This is a genomic window from Streptomyces sp. NPDC002676, from assembly GCF_053592455.1.
The window spans coordinates 126,176-141,902 of sequence record NZ_JBSFVT010000019.1; the positions used below are offsets into that span (position 1 = coordinate 126,176).

15 protein-coding genes and 1 pseudogene are annotated in these 15,727 nt (G+C 69.8%); 2 read left to right on the top strand and 14 right to left on the bottom strand.

The window, feature by feature from the left end:
• Nucleotides 1-48: 48 nt before the first annotated feature.
• From larC to ACWD3E_RS34940, 13 genes are all read right to left on the bottom strand, one after another.
• The gene (gene larC, locus ACWD3E_RS34880; protein ID WP_451391532.1) at nucleotides 49-429 is read right to left on the bottom strand and encodes a nickel insertion protein; all 381 of its coding nucleotides are present in this window, start codon (nucleotides 427-429) and stop codon (nucleotides 49-51) included.
• Nucleotides 392-1,114 carry a FadR/GntR family transcriptional regulator gene (locus ACWD3E_RS34885; protein ID WP_451391533.1) on the bottom strand — a complete coding sequence of 241 codons (723 nt, stop codon included), beginning with the start codon at nucleotides 1,112-1,114 and terminating at the stop codon, nucleotides 392-394. Before ACWD3E_RS34885 ends, larC begins: the two co-directional genes overlap by 38 nt.
• Nucleotides 1,105-2,118, bottom strand: coding sequence for an aldo/keto reductase (locus ACWD3E_RS34890; protein ID WP_451391534.1), 1,014 nt, complete (start codon nucleotides 2,116-2,118; stop codon nucleotides 1,105-1,107). Before ACWD3E_RS34890 ends, ACWD3E_RS34885 begins: the two co-directional genes overlap by 10 nt.
• 35 nt (nucleotides 2,119-2,153) lie before the next feature.
• A complete protein-coding gene (locus ACWD3E_RS34895; protein ID WP_451391535.1) occupies nucleotides 2,154-3,191 on the bottom strand; it encodes a PfkB family carbohydrate kinase in 1,038 nt (345 codons plus the stop codon).
• Nucleotides 3,188-3,826 carry a bifunctional 4-hydroxy-2-oxoglutarate aldolase/2-dehydro-3-deoxy-phosphogluconate aldolase gene (locus ACWD3E_RS34900; RefSeq protein ID WP_451391536.1) on the bottom strand — a complete coding sequence of 213 codons (639 nt, stop codon included), beginning with the start codon at nucleotides 3,824-3,826 and terminating at the stop codon, nucleotides 3,188-3,190. Before ACWD3E_RS34900 ends, ACWD3E_RS34895 begins: the two co-directional genes overlap by 4 nt.
• Nucleotides 3,823-4,584 carry an SDR family NAD(P)-dependent oxidoreductase gene (locus tag ACWD3E_RS34905; protein WP_451391537.1) on the bottom strand — a complete coding sequence of 254 codons (762 nt, stop codon included), beginning with the start codon at nucleotides 4,582-4,584 and terminating at the stop codon, nucleotides 3,823-3,825. The genes ACWD3E_RS34900 and ACWD3E_RS34905 overlap by 4 nt, the downstream gene beginning before the upstream one ends.
• Nucleotides 4,581-5,642, bottom strand: a complete 1,062-nt coding sequence (locus ACWD3E_RS34910; protein ID WP_451391538.1) for a zinc-dependent alcohol dehydrogenase — start codon at nucleotides 5,640-5,642, stop codon at nucleotides 4,581-4,583. Before ACWD3E_RS34910 ends, ACWD3E_RS34905 begins: the two co-directional genes overlap by 4 nt.
• Complete coding sequence (locus tag ACWD3E_RS34915) at nucleotides 5,639-6,076, bottom strand: RbsD/FucU domain-containing protein (RefSeq protein ID WP_451391539.1); 438 nt, start codon at nucleotides 6,074-6,076, stop codon at nucleotides 5,639-5,641. Before ACWD3E_RS34915 ends, ACWD3E_RS34910 begins: the two co-directional genes overlap by 4 nt.
• Nucleotides 6,067-6,969 (bottom strand): amidohydrolase family protein, encoded by a 903-nt coding sequence (locus tag ACWD3E_RS34920; protein WP_451391540.1) that lies wholly within the window; start codon nucleotides 6,967-6,969, stop codon nucleotides 6,067-6,069. The genes ACWD3E_RS34915 and ACWD3E_RS34920 overlap by 10 nt, the downstream gene beginning before the upstream one ends.
• Nucleotides 6,962-8,287 (bottom strand): L-fuconate dehydratase, encoded by a 1,326-nt coding sequence (locus ACWD3E_RS34925; RefSeq protein WP_451391541.1) that lies wholly within the window; start codon nucleotides 8,285-8,287, stop codon nucleotides 6,962-6,964. Before ACWD3E_RS34925 ends, ACWD3E_RS34920 begins: the two co-directional genes overlap by 8 nt.
• 95 nt (nucleotides 8,288-8,382) lie before the next feature.
• A complete protein-coding gene (locus tag ACWD3E_RS34930; RefSeq protein WP_451391542.1) occupies nucleotides 8,383-9,426 on the bottom strand; it encodes an ABC transporter permease in 1,044 nt (347 codons plus the stop codon).
• Complete coding sequence (locus tag ACWD3E_RS34935) at nucleotides 9,419-10,981, bottom strand: sugar ABC transporter ATP-binding protein (protein ID WP_451391543.1); 1,563 nt, start codon at nucleotides 10,979-10,981, stop codon at nucleotides 9,419-9,421. The genes ACWD3E_RS34930 and ACWD3E_RS34935 overlap by 8 nt, the downstream gene beginning before the upstream one ends.
• A gap of 61 nt (nucleotides 10,982-11,042) precedes the next feature.
• Complete coding sequence (locus ACWD3E_RS34940; protein ID WP_451391544.1) at nucleotides 11,043-12,107, bottom strand: sugar ABC transporter substrate-binding protein; 1,065 nt, start codon at nucleotides 12,105-12,107, stop codon at nucleotides 11,043-11,045.
• A 423-nt stretch (nucleotides 12,108-12,530) separates the two neighbouring features.
• On the opposite strand from ACWD3E_RS34940, the gene ACWD3E_RS34945 reads away from it, so the two are divergent.
• Both ACWD3E_RS34945 and ACWD3E_RS34950 read left to right on the top strand, forming a co-directional pair.
• The gene (locus tag ACWD3E_RS34945) at nucleotides 12,531-14,762 is read left to right on the top strand and encodes an alpha-L-fucosidase (protein ID WP_451391545.1); all 2,232 of its coding nucleotides are present in this window, start codon (nucleotides 12,531-12,533) and stop codon (nucleotides 14,760-14,762) included.
• 38 nt (nucleotides 14,763-14,800) lie between these two features.
• Nucleotides 14,801-15,033 (top strand): annotated as a pseudogene (locus ACWD3E_RS34950) (hypothetical protein).
• A gap of 452 nt (nucleotides 15,034-15,485) precedes the next feature.
• Here the strand turns inward: ACWD3E_RS34950 and ACWD3E_RS34955 are convergent.
• On the bottom strand, nucleotides 15,486-15,727 hold a 242-nt coding region (locus tag ACWD3E_RS34955), incomplete at its 5' end, for a DUF2267 domain-containing protein (protein WP_451391546.1).

Consider the following 15,727-nt stretch of genomic DNA (forward strand, 5'->3'; position numbering starts at 1 on the left):
ACGTCGCCTGCGGGCATGGGCGTTCGCGGTAGCGGAATGGCGGACCTGTCACGTCGACCGGGTCGGTGTTCGGTTGCGCAGCAAGTCCACGCGGGAGTTGGACGCACGAGGAACGCAGACGCAGGTCTGCAACGATCCCGGATGGTCGGCAGCAGTCCCGGATGCCGCTGCGCGCGTCAGAAGCGCGGGAGGGCGCCTGCGCGAAGTTCGCCCGGGCCCCGCCGAGCGGCAGCGGTGCGCGACGACCTCGGTTACGCCCAGGGGGTGCAGGGCTGCGGCGGTGCCGGCGATGTGGACGAGCGTGTGTCGGCCGCCCGGTTCGTGCGGATGAACGCTGGGGTCGTCCGCGTCGTGCAGCCTGCCCTCCGCCACGGCGGGCAGCGCCCGCCCGTCACTTCCGCGCTGTCGTTCCGAAGGGGAGGGGTTCACCGGAGCGCAGGTACTCCCTCAGCCACTGCTCGGTGTTGCTCACGTGCAACAGTGTGGCGGCCTGGCTGAGGGCGGGGTCACGGGTGGACAGCGCGTTGAAGATCGCCTCGTGCTCGGCGAGGGTGCGGCCCGCGGCCTGGGTGTCGACCAGGCCGCGCCAGACACGGGCGCGCAAGGTGCGGCCGGAGATTCCTTCGAGGAGGGTGAGGAGGGTTTCGTTGCCCGTGGCCGAGACGACGGCGCGGTGGAAGGCCGCGTCGTGGGCGTTGAGTTGTCCGACGTCGTCACGAGCCTCGCGCATGGCGTCCAAGTGCCGTTTCACTTCGGACAGTTGGGCGTCGGAGATCCGGGTGGCGGCAAGGGCCGTTGCGATCGGTTCGAGGAGCCGCCGTACCTCCATGAGGTCCTGCAGGGCGACCGAGTCGCCCTGCAGCAGTTCCACCGCGCCGCCGAGCCCCTCCAGCAGCAGGCTCGGCTGGAGGCTGGTCACATACGTGCCGTCGCCCCGCCGCACCTCCAGGACCCGCGCGACGGCCAACGCCTTGACCGCTTCGCGGGCGAGGTTGCGGGACAGCCCCAGCTGTCCGGCCAGGTCCGGCTCCGGCGGGAGCTTCGAGCCCGGTGGCAGGGCACCGGTCCGGATCAGCTCACGGATCTGCTCGATGGCCTTGTCCGTCAGAGACACCGCTCGTCCCTCCCCCCACCGTGCCCCATGATCGCGTCCGGCCTGATCAGCCCCTGAGTGTGGAGAGCGTCCCAGAGGCCGTCCGGGATGTGCTGATCATGGAGTTCCACGTTTCGTCCGACCTGTTCCGGAGTCCGCATGCCAAGAGTGACGTTGATGATGCTGGGATGCGTGTGCGGGAAGGCGATGGCGGCGGCGGGCAGGGTGGTGCCGTGTGCCTCGCAGACCTCGGCGATGGCCAGCGCTCTCGCGACGAGCTCCGGCGGGGCGTCCTGGTAGTCGTACTTCATGCCCTGGGCGGGCCGGTCGCGGGAGAGCAGTCCCGAGTTGAACACGCCCACCGCGACGACACTCTTGCCGAGTTCCTGTGCGGCGGGCAGGACGTCGTCCAGCGCCGACTGGTCCAGCAGCGTGTAGCGCCCGGCCAGCATCACCAGGTCGGCGGCGGTCTCGCGCAGGAAGCGGGCGAGCATCGCCGACTGGTTCATCCCGGCGCCGATCGCGCCGATCACACCCTGGTCGCGCAAGTCCGCGAGGGTGGGCACGGCCTCCTCGGCGGCCTGCCGCCAGTGGTCGTCCGGGTCGTGCAGGTAGACGATGTCGAGGCGGTCCACGCCGGTGCGCTGCAGGGTGTCCTCGATGGAGCGCAGCACGCCGTCGCGACTGAAGTCCCACTGCCGGCGCAGGTCGTCGCGTACGACGAAGCCCTCGGTGTCGACGCCGCGCGGTTCCTCGTTGGGCACCAGCAGCCTGCCCACCTTGGAGGAGATGACGTACTCGTCACGCGGACGGCCCCGCAGGGCGGCGCCCAGACGGCGCTCGGAGAGGCCGAGGCCGTAGTGCGGTGCGGTGTCGAAGTAGCGGATACCCGCATCCCAGGCCGTATCGACGGCTGCGGTCGCGTCGTCGACCGGGGTGACGCGGTAGAGGTTGCCGATCACGGAGGCGCCGAAGCCGAGTTCGGTGAGCGCGACAGGCGTGTCGGGGATCTCGCGTTGCTGCAAGGAGTGCTCCTGGTACGGGTGAAGGGCTCCGCCGGTCAGCGACTGACGTGGGCTGATCCGCCCGCGATGAGCGCCTCGACCTCGGCGAGCGAGGCCATGGAGACATCGCCGGGCGTGGTCATGGTGAGCGCGCCGTGGGCGGTGCCGTAGGCCAGGGCGCGCTCCAGGCCGGTGTCGCTGAGCAGTCCGTGGATCAGGCCGGCGGCGAAGGCGTCGCCGGAACCGATGCGGTCCAGAACCTGCAGGCCGGGCATCCGCGGGCCGGTGACATATCCGGTTTCGGCGGACCAGCCGGCCGAGGACCAGTCGTTGACACCGGCCGAGGTCACCTCGCGCAGGGTCGTCGCCAGTACTTTCGCCTCGGGCAGCAGGCCGGCCACCTCGCCGAGCGCGTCCGCCACCTCATCGGCCCCGATGCGCGTCTGACCCGGATACGTCCCGGCCAGACCGAGGGCGCCCACCACGACGTCGGCCTGCCGGGCGAGCCGCAGGTCGGCCTCGCGGGCGGCGTCGGCGCCGCCCCGGCCGGCCCAGAGGCTGGGACGGTAATTGGGGTCGTAGGAGACCGTGACCCAATGGCGGCGCGCCGCGGCCATGGCCTCGTCCGCGACATCCAGCGTGGTGTCCGACAGGCCGGCGAAGATGCCGCCGGTGTGGAACCAGCGCACCCCGGCGGAGAACACGGCGTCCCAGTCGACGTCCCCTCTGCACAGTTGGGAGACGGCGGTGTGGGCGCGGTCGCTGGCACCGAGGGCGCCGCGGATGCCGTAGCCGCGTTCGACGAAGTTCAGTCCGTTGCGGGCGCTGCGGCCGATCCCGTCATCGGGCACCCAGCGGATCAGCGAGGTCCCGACGCCGCCCTGAAGGATCAGGTCCTCGACGAGCCGGCCCACCGCGTTGTCGGCCAGCGCGGTCACGACGGCTGCCCGCAGGCCGAAGCAGCGTCGCAGTCCGCGGACGACGTTGTACTCGCCGCCGCCCTCCCAGACCTGGAAGGAGCGGGCGGTTCGGATCCGTCCCTCGCCCGGATCGAAGCGCAGCATCACCTCGCCGAGGGCCACCACGTCGATCACGTCATGCTCCTCTCAACGGCCTCAACGGCCTCGACGGTCAGTCGGCGGATGTCCTCGTAGTCGCCGCGCTTCAGGTGGGCGGCGGTGGCCAGCCAACTGCCGCCGACGGCGAGGACCGCCGGGTCGGCGAGGTAGGCGGCCAGGCGGGAAGCGTCGATCCCGCCGGTCGGTACGAAGCGCGTCCCAGGGAAGGGAGCCGCGAGCGCTCGCAGCGTCCGCACGCCGCCGAGCGGCTCGGCGGGGAAGAGCTTGAAGGTGTCGAGGCCGGTCCGCAGGGCACGCATCAGCTCTGTCGCGGTGGCGATGCCGGGCACCACAGGCACCCTCAGCTCCCGGCACTTCGCGACGACCTCCTCGTCGAAACCGGGCGAGACCACGAAGCGGGCCCCGGCCGCCACGGCCCGCTCCGCCTGCTCGGGCGTGAGTACCGTGCCGGCGCCGACGGCCAGGCCACCGTGGGCGGCCATCTCCTTGAGCACCCGCTCGGCGCCCGGCGTACGGAAGGTGACCTCGGCGCACCGGGCACCGCCCGCCGCGAGGGCGTCGGCCAGTGGGCCGGCCATCGCGGTGGACGGCACGGTCAGCACCGGAAGGAGACGGCAGCCGTTCAGCACGGAGTCGAAGCCGGCGGTCATCGGCCGAGCCATCCGCCGTCGACGGGCAGGACGATGCCGTGGACGTAGGCGGCGGCGTCGGAGGCGAGGAAGACGGTGGCGCCCGCCAGGTCATCGGCGTTGCCCCAGCGTCCGGCGGGGATGCGGTCCAGGATCGCCGTGCTGCGGACCGGGTCGTCCCGGAGGGCCTGGGTGTTGTCGGTGGCGATGTAGCCGGGCGCGAGGGCGTTGACGTTCACGCCGTGCGGCGCCCACTCGTTGGCCAGGGCCTTGGTCAGTCCGGCGATGCCGTGCTTGGCGGCGGTGTAGCCGGGCACGGTGATGCCGCCCTGGAAACTGAGCAGCGACGCCGTGAAGATGATCTTCCCCTGGCCGCGGGCCACCATCGACTTGCCGACCGCCCGGCTCAGCGCGAACTGCGCGGTGAGGTTGACCTGGAGCACCAACGCCCAGTCCGCGTCGGCGTGTTCGGCGGCGGGGGCGCGGCGGATGGTGCCCGCGTTGTTGATGAGGATGTCCACTGGCCGCCGGCGCCCGGCCAGGTCGACGCCCAGGGCCCGTACGGCTTCGGGGTCGGCGAAGTCGGTGCGGATCGCCTCGAAGGAACGCCCCGCGGCGCGCACGTCCTTCTCCACCGCGCTGCCGGATGCCTCCAGGCCGGCGCTGACGCCGATGACATCCGCACCGGCCTCGGCGAGCGCGCGGGCCATGGCCCGGCCGATGCCGCGCCGGGCCCCGGTGACCACGGCAAGCTTCCCGGTGAGATCGAAGACGGTCATACGGCAGCCCCCCGGGCGTCGTGGGTGTGGTCGGTGCCGGTGGTGCAGTCCACGAGGATCTTCATCACGTCACCGCCGCCCTCCAAAGCCTCGAACGCGGCGGGCGCCTGCGTGAGTGGCACGACCTTGCTGATCAGCCGCCCGGCCGGGATCGTGCCGTCGGCGACCAGGGCCGCCGCGCGCTCGAAATCGCCGCGGTCATACAACCGCGCGCCCACCAACGTCAGTTCGCGCCAGAAGAAGCGGTGCAGGTTCACCTCACGCGGCCGGGGGTGGATGGCCACGAGGCACAGCCGGCCACGCACCCCCAGCACGTCGACCGCGGTGTCCACGCCGCCCGCCGCGCCGGACACCTCGAACGCGACGTCCGCGCCCGCCTCCCCACTCCACTGCCCCACCAGTGCCGGCACGTCGTCTGCGGCCGGGTCCCACGCCGTCAGCCCCAACTCCTCGGCCAGCAGCCGACGGTGCGCGCTCAGCTCCACCACCCGCACCTCCGCGCCCGCGGCCCGCGCGACCAGCGCGATCAGGATGCCGACCGGCCCGCCACCGACCACCACGACCTTCTCACCCTCACGCACGGCGGCGCGGCCCACGTCGTGCACGGCGACCGCGGTCGGCTCGACGAGCGCGGCCCGCTCCAAGGCGAGCGACTCCGGCAGCCGGATGAGGGTGGCGGCGGGCACGGTCCAGCGCTGCTGCATCGCGCCCGGGGAGTCGATGCCGATGAAGTCCAGGTGCTGGCAGATGTGCTGATGGCCCGCACGGCAGGCCGGGCAGGTGTCGTCCCAGCGCAGCGGCATCACCGTGACCGCGTCACTGGCCTGCCAGCCCTCCACACCCGGGCCCACCCGCACCACACGGCCGGACATCTCATGCCCCAGGACAGCGGGCGCGGCGACCCGGGCGTCCATGTCGCCGTGGAAGATGTGCAGATCGGTACCGCAGATACCGACAAACGCGGGAGCCAGCTCCACCTCGCCCGGACCGGGCGGCGCACCGATCACGGGAGCGGTGTCCAGGGTGCGGGCGGAAACGTAACGGACAGCAAGACTCATCGTGTCGTCAGGGTCCCTTCAGCGCGGACACCGATGGTCAGCAGCAGGTTGGCGTAGGTACGCGTGTCGGCGGTGACGATCGCCAGCGCCAGGTCGGGCGAGCGGGCGACGTCGTAGAACTCGAAGCGGCCGAGCGTGTCGACCGGGACGGTTGCCAGCTTCGAGCGGTACTGGGCGATGGCCGGCGGCTCCGGTTCGCCCTCGGGCGGCACCATCACGTGGGCTGCCTCGACGGGCAGGGCGCGCAGCAGGACGTCGAGCACGGTGGTGGCGTCGAGCAGGCCGGGGGCCAGGTTGAGGTGCACGGTCCTGGCGCGCTCGCCGGTGGCGGTGCTCGCGGGGTAGTGGCCGTCGGCGAGCAGGACGCGGGCGCCGTGGCCGGCGCCGGCCAGAGCTTCGAGGATCCCGGGGTGCAGCAGTTCCGTCAGGAGCACAGTGTTCCCTCCTTCGTCGGGGCAGGGGTCAGGTGGTAGAAGGCGGTCGCGGTGCCGGCGAGGACCGCGTGGATCTCGGGGCCGGAGCAGCCGTCCAGGAGTTCCTCGACGGTGGCGGCCCAGCGGTTCCAGCCGCCGGCGAGGACGCAGACCGGCCAGTCGGAGCCGAACATCAGCCGGTCGGGGCCGAAGGCGGAGAGCAGGACGCCCCAGGCCGGGCGGATGTCGTCGACGGTCCACCTCTCGTGGTCGGCCTCCGTGACCAGGCCCGACACCTTGCAGCGGACCTGGGCGTGCCTGGCCAGGTCCCGCACCTGCCGTGCCCAGTCGGTCAGTTCTCGCCGTGCGAGGGGCGGCTTGCCCGCATGGTCCAGGACGAGCGGCAGCTCCGGGAGCCGCTCCGCGAGACGAATCGCCTGCGGGAGCTGGTGGCTGCGGATCAGCACGTCGTATCCGAGCCCGCGCTTTCCGACCGCTCGCAACCCGCGCTCGACGTCCGGTCGTTGGAGCCAGTGTGGGTCCGACTCGCCCTGCACGATGTGGCGTACGGCCCTCAGGTACCGGCCGGCGGCGGCTGTCCGCAGGTCGTCGAGGATGTCGCCGATCGCGGGGGATGTCAGGTCCGCCCAGCCGACGACCGCGCCGATCAGCGGGTCGCTGTCGGCCAGGGCGAGGAGGTCTCGGGTCTCGGGCGCGGACGGGACGCACTGGACGACCACGGTGCTCGTCAGCCGCCGTCCGGCGATCGGCCGGGTCGCGGCCGAGCGCAGGGCGTGCGAGCTGAAGCTGCGGCGGATCGGCTCGTGTCCGGGTTCGTCCAGCCAGGGCTGCGGCCGCAGGTCCAGGTCCCAGACATGGTGGTGGGCGTCGACGAGGGCCCGGCCGTCAGACACGGGCGGTCCAGACGGGGCCGTCGGGGTACGTGTACTCCGTGAGGGATTCGGGGTGCATCTGCGCGCTCAGCCCCGGCCGCGTCGGCGCCAGGTAGTGGCCGTCGACGATGCGCACCGGGTCGACGAAGTGCTCGTGCAGGTGGTCGACGTACTCGATGACCCGGTCCTCGGTCGTACCGGAGACGGCGACGTAGTCGAACATCGACAGGTGCTGGACCATCTCGCACAGGCCGACGCCGCCGGCGTGCGGGCAGACAGGGATGCCGAACTTGGCGGCGAGCAGCAGGGTCGCGATGTTCTCATTGACGCCGCCGACCCGTGCGGAGTCGATCTGCACGATGTCCACCGCGCCGGCCTGGAGGAGCTGCTTGAAGACGACCCGGTTGGCGATGTGCTCGCCGGTGGCGACCTTGATGGGGGCGACGGCCTTGCGCACGGTGGCATGGCCGAGGATGTCGTCGGGTGAGGTGGGCTCCTCGATCCAGTACGGCTGGTAGGGGGCCAGGGCGCGCATCCAGTCGATGGCGGGCTGCACGTCCCAACGCTGGTTGGCGTCGACGGCGATGCGGATGTCGTCGCCGACCGTCTCGCGGGCGGTGCGCATGCGGCGTACGTCGTCCTCCAGGTCTGCGCCGACCTTCAGCTTGATCTGCGTGAAGCCGTCGGCGACCGCCTCGCGGGCCAGGCGGGACAGCTTCTCGTCGGAGTAGCCGAGCCAGCCGGGGGTGGTCGTGTAGGCGGGGTAGCCCTGGTCGAGCAACCGGCCGATGCGGTGCTCGCGGCCGGGCGCGGCGCGGCGCAGGATGTCCAGCGCCTCCTCGGGGGTGAGGGCATCGCTGAGCCAGCGGAAGTCGACCTGGGCGACCAGTTCCTCCGGCGACATCTCGCCGAGGAACCGCCACACCGGCTTGCCCGCGCGCTTGGCGGCCAGGTCCCAGGCGGCGTTGACGACCGCGCCGGTCGCCATGTGGATGGCGCCCTTCTCCGGCCCCAGCCAGCGCAGTTGGGGGTCGTGGACCAGGGAGCGGGAGAAGGCGCCGAGGTCGGAGCAGACCTCCTCGACGGACAGGCCGACCACGTGCGGGGCGAGGGCGGCGATGGCGGCGGCCTGGACGTCGTTGCCGCGTCCGGTGGTGAAGGCGAGGGCGTGGCCCTCCAGTCCGTCGCCGGCGTCGGTGCGCAGGACGACATAGGCGGCGGAGTAGTCGGGTTCGGGGTTCATCGCGTCCGACCCGTCCAGGTGCTCGGACGTCGGGAAACGTACGTCGAGGACGTCCAGGGCGGTGATGCGGGCGGATGCGGGCACGGCGGAGGACATTGCGGCAACTCCTGAGGAGCAGGCGGGGCACAGGGCCCCGCTGCGACGGAAGGGTGAGGCGGCTGTGGGAGGTCCGGCGGCGACGGCCGCGCGGGTCACTCCTGGACCTTGCCGCCCGTGATGCGCGAGATGGCGAGGGCGACCAGGATGATCAGGCCGTTGAGGGCGCCGATCCACTGGGCGGGGACGCCACCCAGGGTGAGCACGTTCTGGATCATGAAGAGCAGCAGGATGCCGCAGAACGCCCCGAACATGGTGCCCTTGCCGCCGTTGAGGCTGATCCCGCCGATGACGGCGGCGGCGAACACGGTGAAGATGTAGCCGTTGCCCTGCGCGGAGGCGACGGAGGCCAGGCGTCCGGAGAGCAGCAGTCCGGCGAGGGCGGCGAGTACGCTGCCGGTGACGATGACGATCCACAGCACCCGGTCGGTGCGGATACCGGCCGCCTTCGCGGCGTCGACGTTGCCGCCGATGGCGTACAGCGAGCGGCCGAAGCTGGTCCAGCCGAGCACCACGACGGCGACGGCGAACAGCACCAGGCAGATCCAGATGGACGCGGGCATCCCGAACCATTCGGCGGTGCCCAAGTAGAGCATCGACTCGGGCAGTTGGAAGAAGGTCTGGCCGGCGGAGATGCCCGTGAGGACACCGCGCAGCACGATCAGCATGCCGAGGGTGACGATGAAGCCGTTGAGGCCGAAGCGGATGATCAGCAGGGAGTTGATCACACCGACCAGCGCGCCCACGGCGAGCGTGACGGGAATCGACCAGGCGCCGGGCAGCAGCCCCAGACCGTGTCCCGCGCCGGTCGGCACCACCAGCCAGGCCGCGACACCGGGCGCGAGGCCCATGGTGGACTCAAGGGACAGGTCCATCTTCTTGACGATAAGAATCATCGCCTGGGCGAGGACCAGCAGAGCCATCTCGGACATGGTCTGCAGGACGTTGACGAGGTTGTCCGCCTGCAGGAAGACCGGGTTGACGATCTGGCCCACGATCGCGATGACCACGATCGCCGGGACGAGCGCGAGGTCGCGCAGCCGGGCCAGGGGTAGCCGGCCGCCGAACAGCGCGATCCGCTTCGCCACCGGTTCCGTTTCCGTAGGGGCGGCGGTGTCCGCAAGGACGGATTCAGGCATTGAGGGCCACTCCTTCCATTGCGGCCACGAGGTCGTGGTCGTGCCAGCCGCGGGCGATCTCTGAGGTCACACGGCCCTGGAACATCACCAGGACCCGGTCGCACATGCGCAGATCGTCGAGTTCGTCGGAGGCGATGAGCACTCCGGTGCCGGTCTGCGCGGTCTCCTCGACCTTGCCGAGGAGGAACTCCTTGGAGCGCACGTCCACGCCCGCGGTCGGGTTGATCAGGACCAGCAGTCTGGGGTCGTCGGCCAGGGCGCGGGCCATGACGACCTTCTGCTGGTTGCCTCCGGACAGGGCGGAGACGGGCAGGTCGGGCCCGGGAGTCTTGATCGCCAGGTTCTCGATCATGCGCCGGGCGAGCCGGTCCCGGCGGCTGCGGCTCAGGAACCCGTTCGAGCCAATGCGCTTCGGCACGGACAGTGTGGCGTTGTCCGCGATCGACATGCCGGGGACGAAGCCCTGGTGGTGCCGGTCCTGCGGGACGAACCCTGCGCCGGTCGCGAGCGCTGCGGGCACGCTGCCCGGCCGGGGCCGGTTCCCGGCGATCTCCACCTCGCCCGCCGCTGCCGCCCGCAGCCCTACGACGGTCTCGGCGACCTCGGTGCGCCCGCTGCCGGCGGCGCCCGCGAGGCCGACGATCTCGCCGGCCCCGACCTGGAAGCTGACGTCGTCGTACGCGTCGCCTCGCAGAGCACGGACGCTCAGTGCGGCCGTGGCGTCAGGAGTGAGGGTGCTCGCCCGTTCCCCTTGCCGATCGGCCGCCGCCTCACCGGTCATGGCGGCGACCAGGTCGGCGCGAGGGAGTTCCGCCACTGGCGCCGTGATGATGTGCCGAGCGTCACGGAAGACCGTCACCATGTCGCAGATCTCGTAGACCTCCTGGAGATGGTGACTGATGAACAGGAACGTCACGCCCTGGCGTTGCAGGTCACGGATGCGCTCGAAGAGGCGGTTGATGGCGGCCCCGTCGAGCTGGGCCGTCGGCTCGTCGAGGATGATGAACCGGGCGCCGAAGGACAGCGCACGAGCGACCTCGACGAACTGCCGCTGCTCGACGCTCAGTTCACTGGCCGGGGCCTGCGGGTCGACGTCCACCGACCAGGTCGACAGCAGCTCCTGTGCGCGGCGACGGGTGGCCTGCCAGCTGACGAGCCGGCTGCGTCCGTGGTCGTGCCGGTGCAGGAAGAGGTTTTCGGCGACGGTCAGCGTGGGGATGATCGTGGACTTCTGGTAGACGCAGGCCACGCGTTGCCGCCAGGCGTCCCGGTCGGCGGGGCGGGGGGCGGCCTCGCCACCGAAGGTGACCGTTCCCTCGTCCGGGGCCTGAAGGCCGGTGAGGACCGACACCAGGGTCGACTTGCCGGCTCCGTTGCGGCCGACGAGCGCGTGGGTCTCGCCGGGCCTGATGGTGATCCGGGCGCCGTTCAGCGCAACCGTCGGACCGAATCGTTTGACTATGCCCGTCGCCTCGACGACGGGCGGGTCGGAGAGGACCCGTCCGTCGTCCGCCGGGGCGGGCGCGGGGGTCACTGCTCGCTCCCCGTCGCTCATCTCAACCTCCTTGTTCTCGTGAGCCGTTGCTCCCGTGAGCTGTCGCGATCCGGAGAAGGGATCAGCCGAGGTTGTTGCCCCACAGCGCCTTGTCGTCGCTCTTGACGCTGGTGACGCCGCCGTAGGTGCCGCCGTCGGCGGTGACGAGCGGGGCGGAGAGCTGGTCCTCGAGGACACCGTCGCGGACCTGGATGATGGTGCTGTCGTGGTCGGTCTTGCCGGGCTTGAACGTCTTCCCGTCGATCGCGGCCTTGAGGTAGTACAGGGCGTACTTGGCGTAGAGGTCGGCCGGCTGGGAGACCGTGGCGTCGATCTTCCCGGCGGCTATGGACCTCAGCTCTTCGGGGATGCCGTCGTTGGAGACGACGAAGACGTGCTTCTTGTCCTTCGGATCGACCAACAGCCCTTTCTGCTTGAGGACTTGGAGCGTGCCGGACAGGGCGAAGCTGGACTCCATGTAGATGCCCTTGATGTCCGGGTTGGCGATCAGGTCGGTCTGCAGCTTCTGCGCGGCGACCGCACCGTCCCAGTTGGTGGCCTCGCCGAACACCTTGATGCCGGGATAGTTCTTCTCCATGCAGGCGTTGAAGGCCTCCGTGCGGTCACGGCCGTTGATGGAGTCGAGACCGCCCTCCAGCATCACGACCTTGCCCTTGCCGCCGAGCTTCGTGCCGAGGTAGCGGCAGGCCTTCTCGCCGTAGGCCCGGTTGTCGGCGCGCACGACCATGAACACCTTGCCGGTGTCGGGGCGGGTGTCCACGGTGACTACCGGGATCTTCTTCGCCTCCAACTGTGCCAGGGTGGGCGCGATGGCGGCGGTGTCCTGCGGGGCCATCGCAATGCCCTTGACGCCCTGACTGATGAACGTCTGTGCGTTGGCGGTGAGTTTGGCGACGTCGTTCTGCGAGTTGGTGGCCTTGAGCGAGAGGCCGAGCTTCTTGCCGTACTCCGGCGTGTACTTGATGTAGGAGTTCCAGAAGTCGGTGTCGGAGCGCGGGTAGTCGACGCCGACCAGCGGCGCGTCACCCGACGACGCCGACGTGGTTGAGCCGCTGCCGCACGCACTGAGCAGCGCCAGTGCGGACAGGGCGGAGACGGCGGAACAGAGGGCGGTTCTGAGTCTCATCGGTGCTTCCTCGCGCCGGTCCCGTAGCGGGAGATGTTTCGCCTCGACGGCATCCGTGTGTCGCCGCGCAGTAGAGATGGGATGTTTATAGAGCGACTTCCGGCACGCCGTCCAGCCCTCTGTACAAAATCGCAGCGAGAGAGTCAGGTTCACGGGTGCCCACCCGGAGAGGTGCCGCCCTCAGAGGAGCATCCATCCCATCAATCGTCGACACTTGATGGCTCGCACTGGCCACGAAGCACGACAAGACATGCCATGTTTACGTGATCGCAATACACATTAGGTGAGATAAACCAGGGCAACTCACCCTGAGCCAGGGTCACTTTCATCCCTGCACGCTGGTTGACATCCCATGGCGACATGGCCGACCTTCATGCGTGGCCCTGCATTCCCCCTGTCCCCTTCCGCATCAGGGATGTGTCCATGTCGAGCTCGATCAACAGACGCCAGTTGCTGGCCGCCGCAACCTGCGTGGCCACGGCGGCCGTTGCCGGAGGTGTGTTCAGTGCCGGTGCCGCCGAGGCGGCCCCCAGCACGTACACGCCCGACTGGAACTCGGTCGACCAGCACCCGCCGGCCCCGGAGTGGTTCCAGGACGCGAAGTTCGGGATCTACTTCCACTGGGGCGTCTTCAGCGTCCCCGCCTACGACAACGAGTGGTACCCGCGCAGCATGTATCAGGCGGGCAGCAACGCCAACCAGCACCACATCGCGACCTACGGCCAGCCGTCGGCGTGGCCGTACCACAACTTCATCAACGGAGCCCGGGACCTGGCGGGCAACACCGTGCAGTTCGCCCCGAAGCTGAAGTCGGCCGGCGGGAACTTCGACCCCGACGAGTGGGTGCAGCTTTTCGTCGACGCCGGCGCCAGGTTCGCCGGGCCGGTCGCCGAGCACCACGACGGGTTCTCCATGTGGGACAGCCAGGTCAACGAGTGGAACTCGGTGAAAAAGGGCCCTGGTCTTGACCTGCTGCGGCTGTTCTCCACGGCCATCCGCGCCAAGGGTCTGAAGCTGCTGGTGGCCATGCACCACGCGTACCACTTCAACGGCTTCTACGAATACGTCCCCGCGCAGACGGACAGCAGCCTCAAGAAGCTCTACGGGCAGCTGGGTTCATCCGCGGAGAACCAGCTCTGGTTCGACAAGCTCAAGGAGGTCATCGACCGCACCCAACCCGACATCCTCTGGCAGGACTTCAGGATGGACGCCGTCGACGAGAAACAGCGCCTGAACTTCCTGGCCTACTACTACAACCAGGCCAACAGCTGGGGCCGAGAGGTCGTCGCCACGTACAAGGACGGCATGAACGGCAAGGGTGAGGTCTTCGACTACGAGCGCGGTGGTCCAGCCGATCTCACCGCCCCGTACTGGCTGACCGACGACAGCATCTCCAGCTCCAGCTGGTGCTACACCCAGGGCATCGGCTACTACAGCATCCCGCAGATGCTGCACTCGTTCCTCGACCGGGTCAGCAAGAACGGCAACGTGCTGCTCAACATCGCTCCGATGGCCGACGGCACCATCCCCCAGGCGCAGAAGGACATCCTGCTCGGTATCGGGGACCACCTGAAGCGCTTCGGCGAGTCGGTGTACTCCACCCGCGCCTGGACGACGTACGGCGAGGGCCCGACGAAGATGGGCGGCGGTGCGTTCACGACTCCGCATGCCGGCACTGCGCAGGACATCCGCTTCACCCGCAACAAGGCCGACAACGTCCTGTACGCCGCCGTCCTGGGCTGGCCCGGCAGCTCCCTGACGATCAAAACCCTCAGCTCGGACCGGATCAACCTCTCGTCACTGACCTCGGTGAAACTCCTCGGCACCACCGCCGGCACCTACATCGACCTGCCCACGCCGGCCCAGAACTCCTCCGGCCTCACGGTCACCCTGCCGTCCTCGGCGCCGTACAGCGCCGGCGCCTACGTCCTGAAGCTCAACTTCTCCGGCGCGATCCCGGGCCTGCGGCCACTCGCCGGCGCCATCGCCTTCGCGGACGTGAACTACACCGGCGACTCCGCTGTCCTGACCGTCGGCGACTACACAGCGGCCGACCTGACCGCGGCCGGGCTAGGCGCAGGCACCCTCTCCTCCCTCCGGCCGGCCCCCGGCTACCAGGTGACCGGCTACTCCGGAGACAACTTCACCGGCACCTCCTGGACCTTCACCGCCGAAAACCCCGACCTGCGCGTCACCGGCAACAACGACCAGATCACCTCGCTGAAGGTGGAGTTCAACCCGGCCACCTACTTCCGGATCACCAACGTCACCAACGGACTCGCCCTGGACAGCGGCGGCAACGTCGCCTCCGGCTCCAACCTCAAGCAATGGACCTCGGGCGACAGCACCAACCTGCAGTGGCAGGCAGTTGCGGTCGGCGGCCGCTACTACAAGCTGGTCAACCGCACGAACGGCATGGTCGCCGACGGCTGGGGCGCCACCGCCGACGGCTCCGCCGCCAGACAGGCCGCCTGGAACGGTGGCACCAACCAGCAGTGGACCATCACCCACCGCGATGGCGACCGCTATTCGATCGCCAACCGCACCACCGGCCTGGTCCTCGACGGCGGCGGCAACGTCGACTCGGGTTCCGTCACCAAGCAGTGGACCTACGGCAGCAGCACCAACCTGCAGTGGACCTTCACCGCGCTGTAGCGGCTTCGCCTACCTGAACCGAGAGACCCTGAAGTGGCGTGACCCCCAGCAACGCCGGCCCGACCAGCTGGGCTCCGTACCAGGAGTTCAACGTGGCCTTCTCGCCGGACTACCGAACGGCACGATCATCCTGACCCCCGAATTCCTCAAGGTACTGCGTGACGGGGAACCGGCGACGCTGATCTTCCACTTCCACAGCGGCGCCAAAGTGAAGTACAAGGTCACGAAGTCCGGAGACTCAGTCACCGGTACGGCTGTCAAGGAATCCTGACCGCCCGGCCCTCGCCCTGGTTGCCCACCTCCCGGGCAACCAGGGCACCGGCGTCTCTGCGCGCCAATGCGCTCTTCGGGGGCTCGCGGCAACCGTGCCGGTGGATCAGTTCCTCGACACGGGCCCGGGTCTCGTCCGACACTCCCTCGGCCACTTCCTGTGAGAAATCGTTGGCAATCCTTGCGCTTCCGGCGGTCACTCAGCAGTGCACCATCGGCTCGATCTTGCGAACGGACAGGAAATGAACACACCGAGGCAGGCCGCGCGGCAGCGCAGACAAAGACGCAGGCTCATGCTGGGCGGCACATCGGTGCTGATCGCCGCGGGCGTTCTCGCCTACCTGGTCAGTGCCTGTTTGCGATCCTCGGAGCGCGTATGAGCGGTGCTTCCAGCGTCGGTGTCGGACCACGTGGCGGCCCTGGCCGCTGTGGCGCCGGAAAGGCGCGGCCCGGCTATGCGGCTCGGGTGAGTTCGGCGCGGCCGAACAGCAGTGCGTAGCCGGAGGGGAGCTGGCGCAGGATGCGGGTCAGCAGGTCAGGGCCGACACAGGCCGCGACGGCGGAGAAGACGGATCCGGTGTCCCAGCGGGTGGTGCCCAAGGAGGCGCCGGTGCGGGCGGCGAGGTCCTTGACGAAGGCCCAGCCGCCCAGCGGCTGGGTGTCGGGGATCTGGGCGGTGAGGATGCGCGCGGCTT

Excerpts from the sequence above, each read along its gene's own strand:
- ACWD3E_RS34900 (WP_451391536.1), bottom strand. The coding sequence starts at position 3,826 with ATGACCGCCGGCTTCGACTCCGTGCTGAACGGCTGCCGTCTCCTTCCG.
- ACWD3E_RS34905 (WP_451391537.1), bottom strand. The coding sequence starts at position 4,584 with ATGACCGTCTTCGATCTCACCGGGAAGCTTGCCGTGGTCACCGGGGCC.
- ACWD3E_RS34910 (WP_451391538.1), bottom strand. The coding sequence starts at position 5,642 with ATGAGTCTTGCTGTCCGTTACGTTTCCGCCCGCACCCTGGACACCGCT.
- ACWD3E_RS34925 (WP_451391541.1), bottom strand. The coding sequence starts at position 8,287 with ATGTCCTCCGCCGTGCCCGCATCCGCCCGCATCACCGCCCTGGACGTC.
- ACWD3E_RS34930 (WP_451391542.1), bottom strand. The coding sequence starts at position 9,426 with ATGCCTGAATCCGTCCTTGCGGACACCGCCGCCCCTACGGAAACGGAA.
- ACWD3E_RS34935 (WP_451391543.1), bottom strand. The coding sequence starts at position 10,981 with ATGAGCGACGGGGAGCGAGCAGTGACCCCCGCGCCCGCCCCGGCGGAC.
- ACWD3E_RS34940 (WP_451391544.1), bottom strand. The coding sequence starts at position 12,107 with ATGAGACTCAGAACCGCCCTCTGTTCCGCCGTCTCCGCCCTGTCCGCA.
- ACWD3E_RS34945 (WP_451391545.1), top strand. The coding sequence starts at position 12,531 with ATGTCGAGCTCGATCAACAGACGCCAGTTGCTGGCCGCCGCAACCTGC.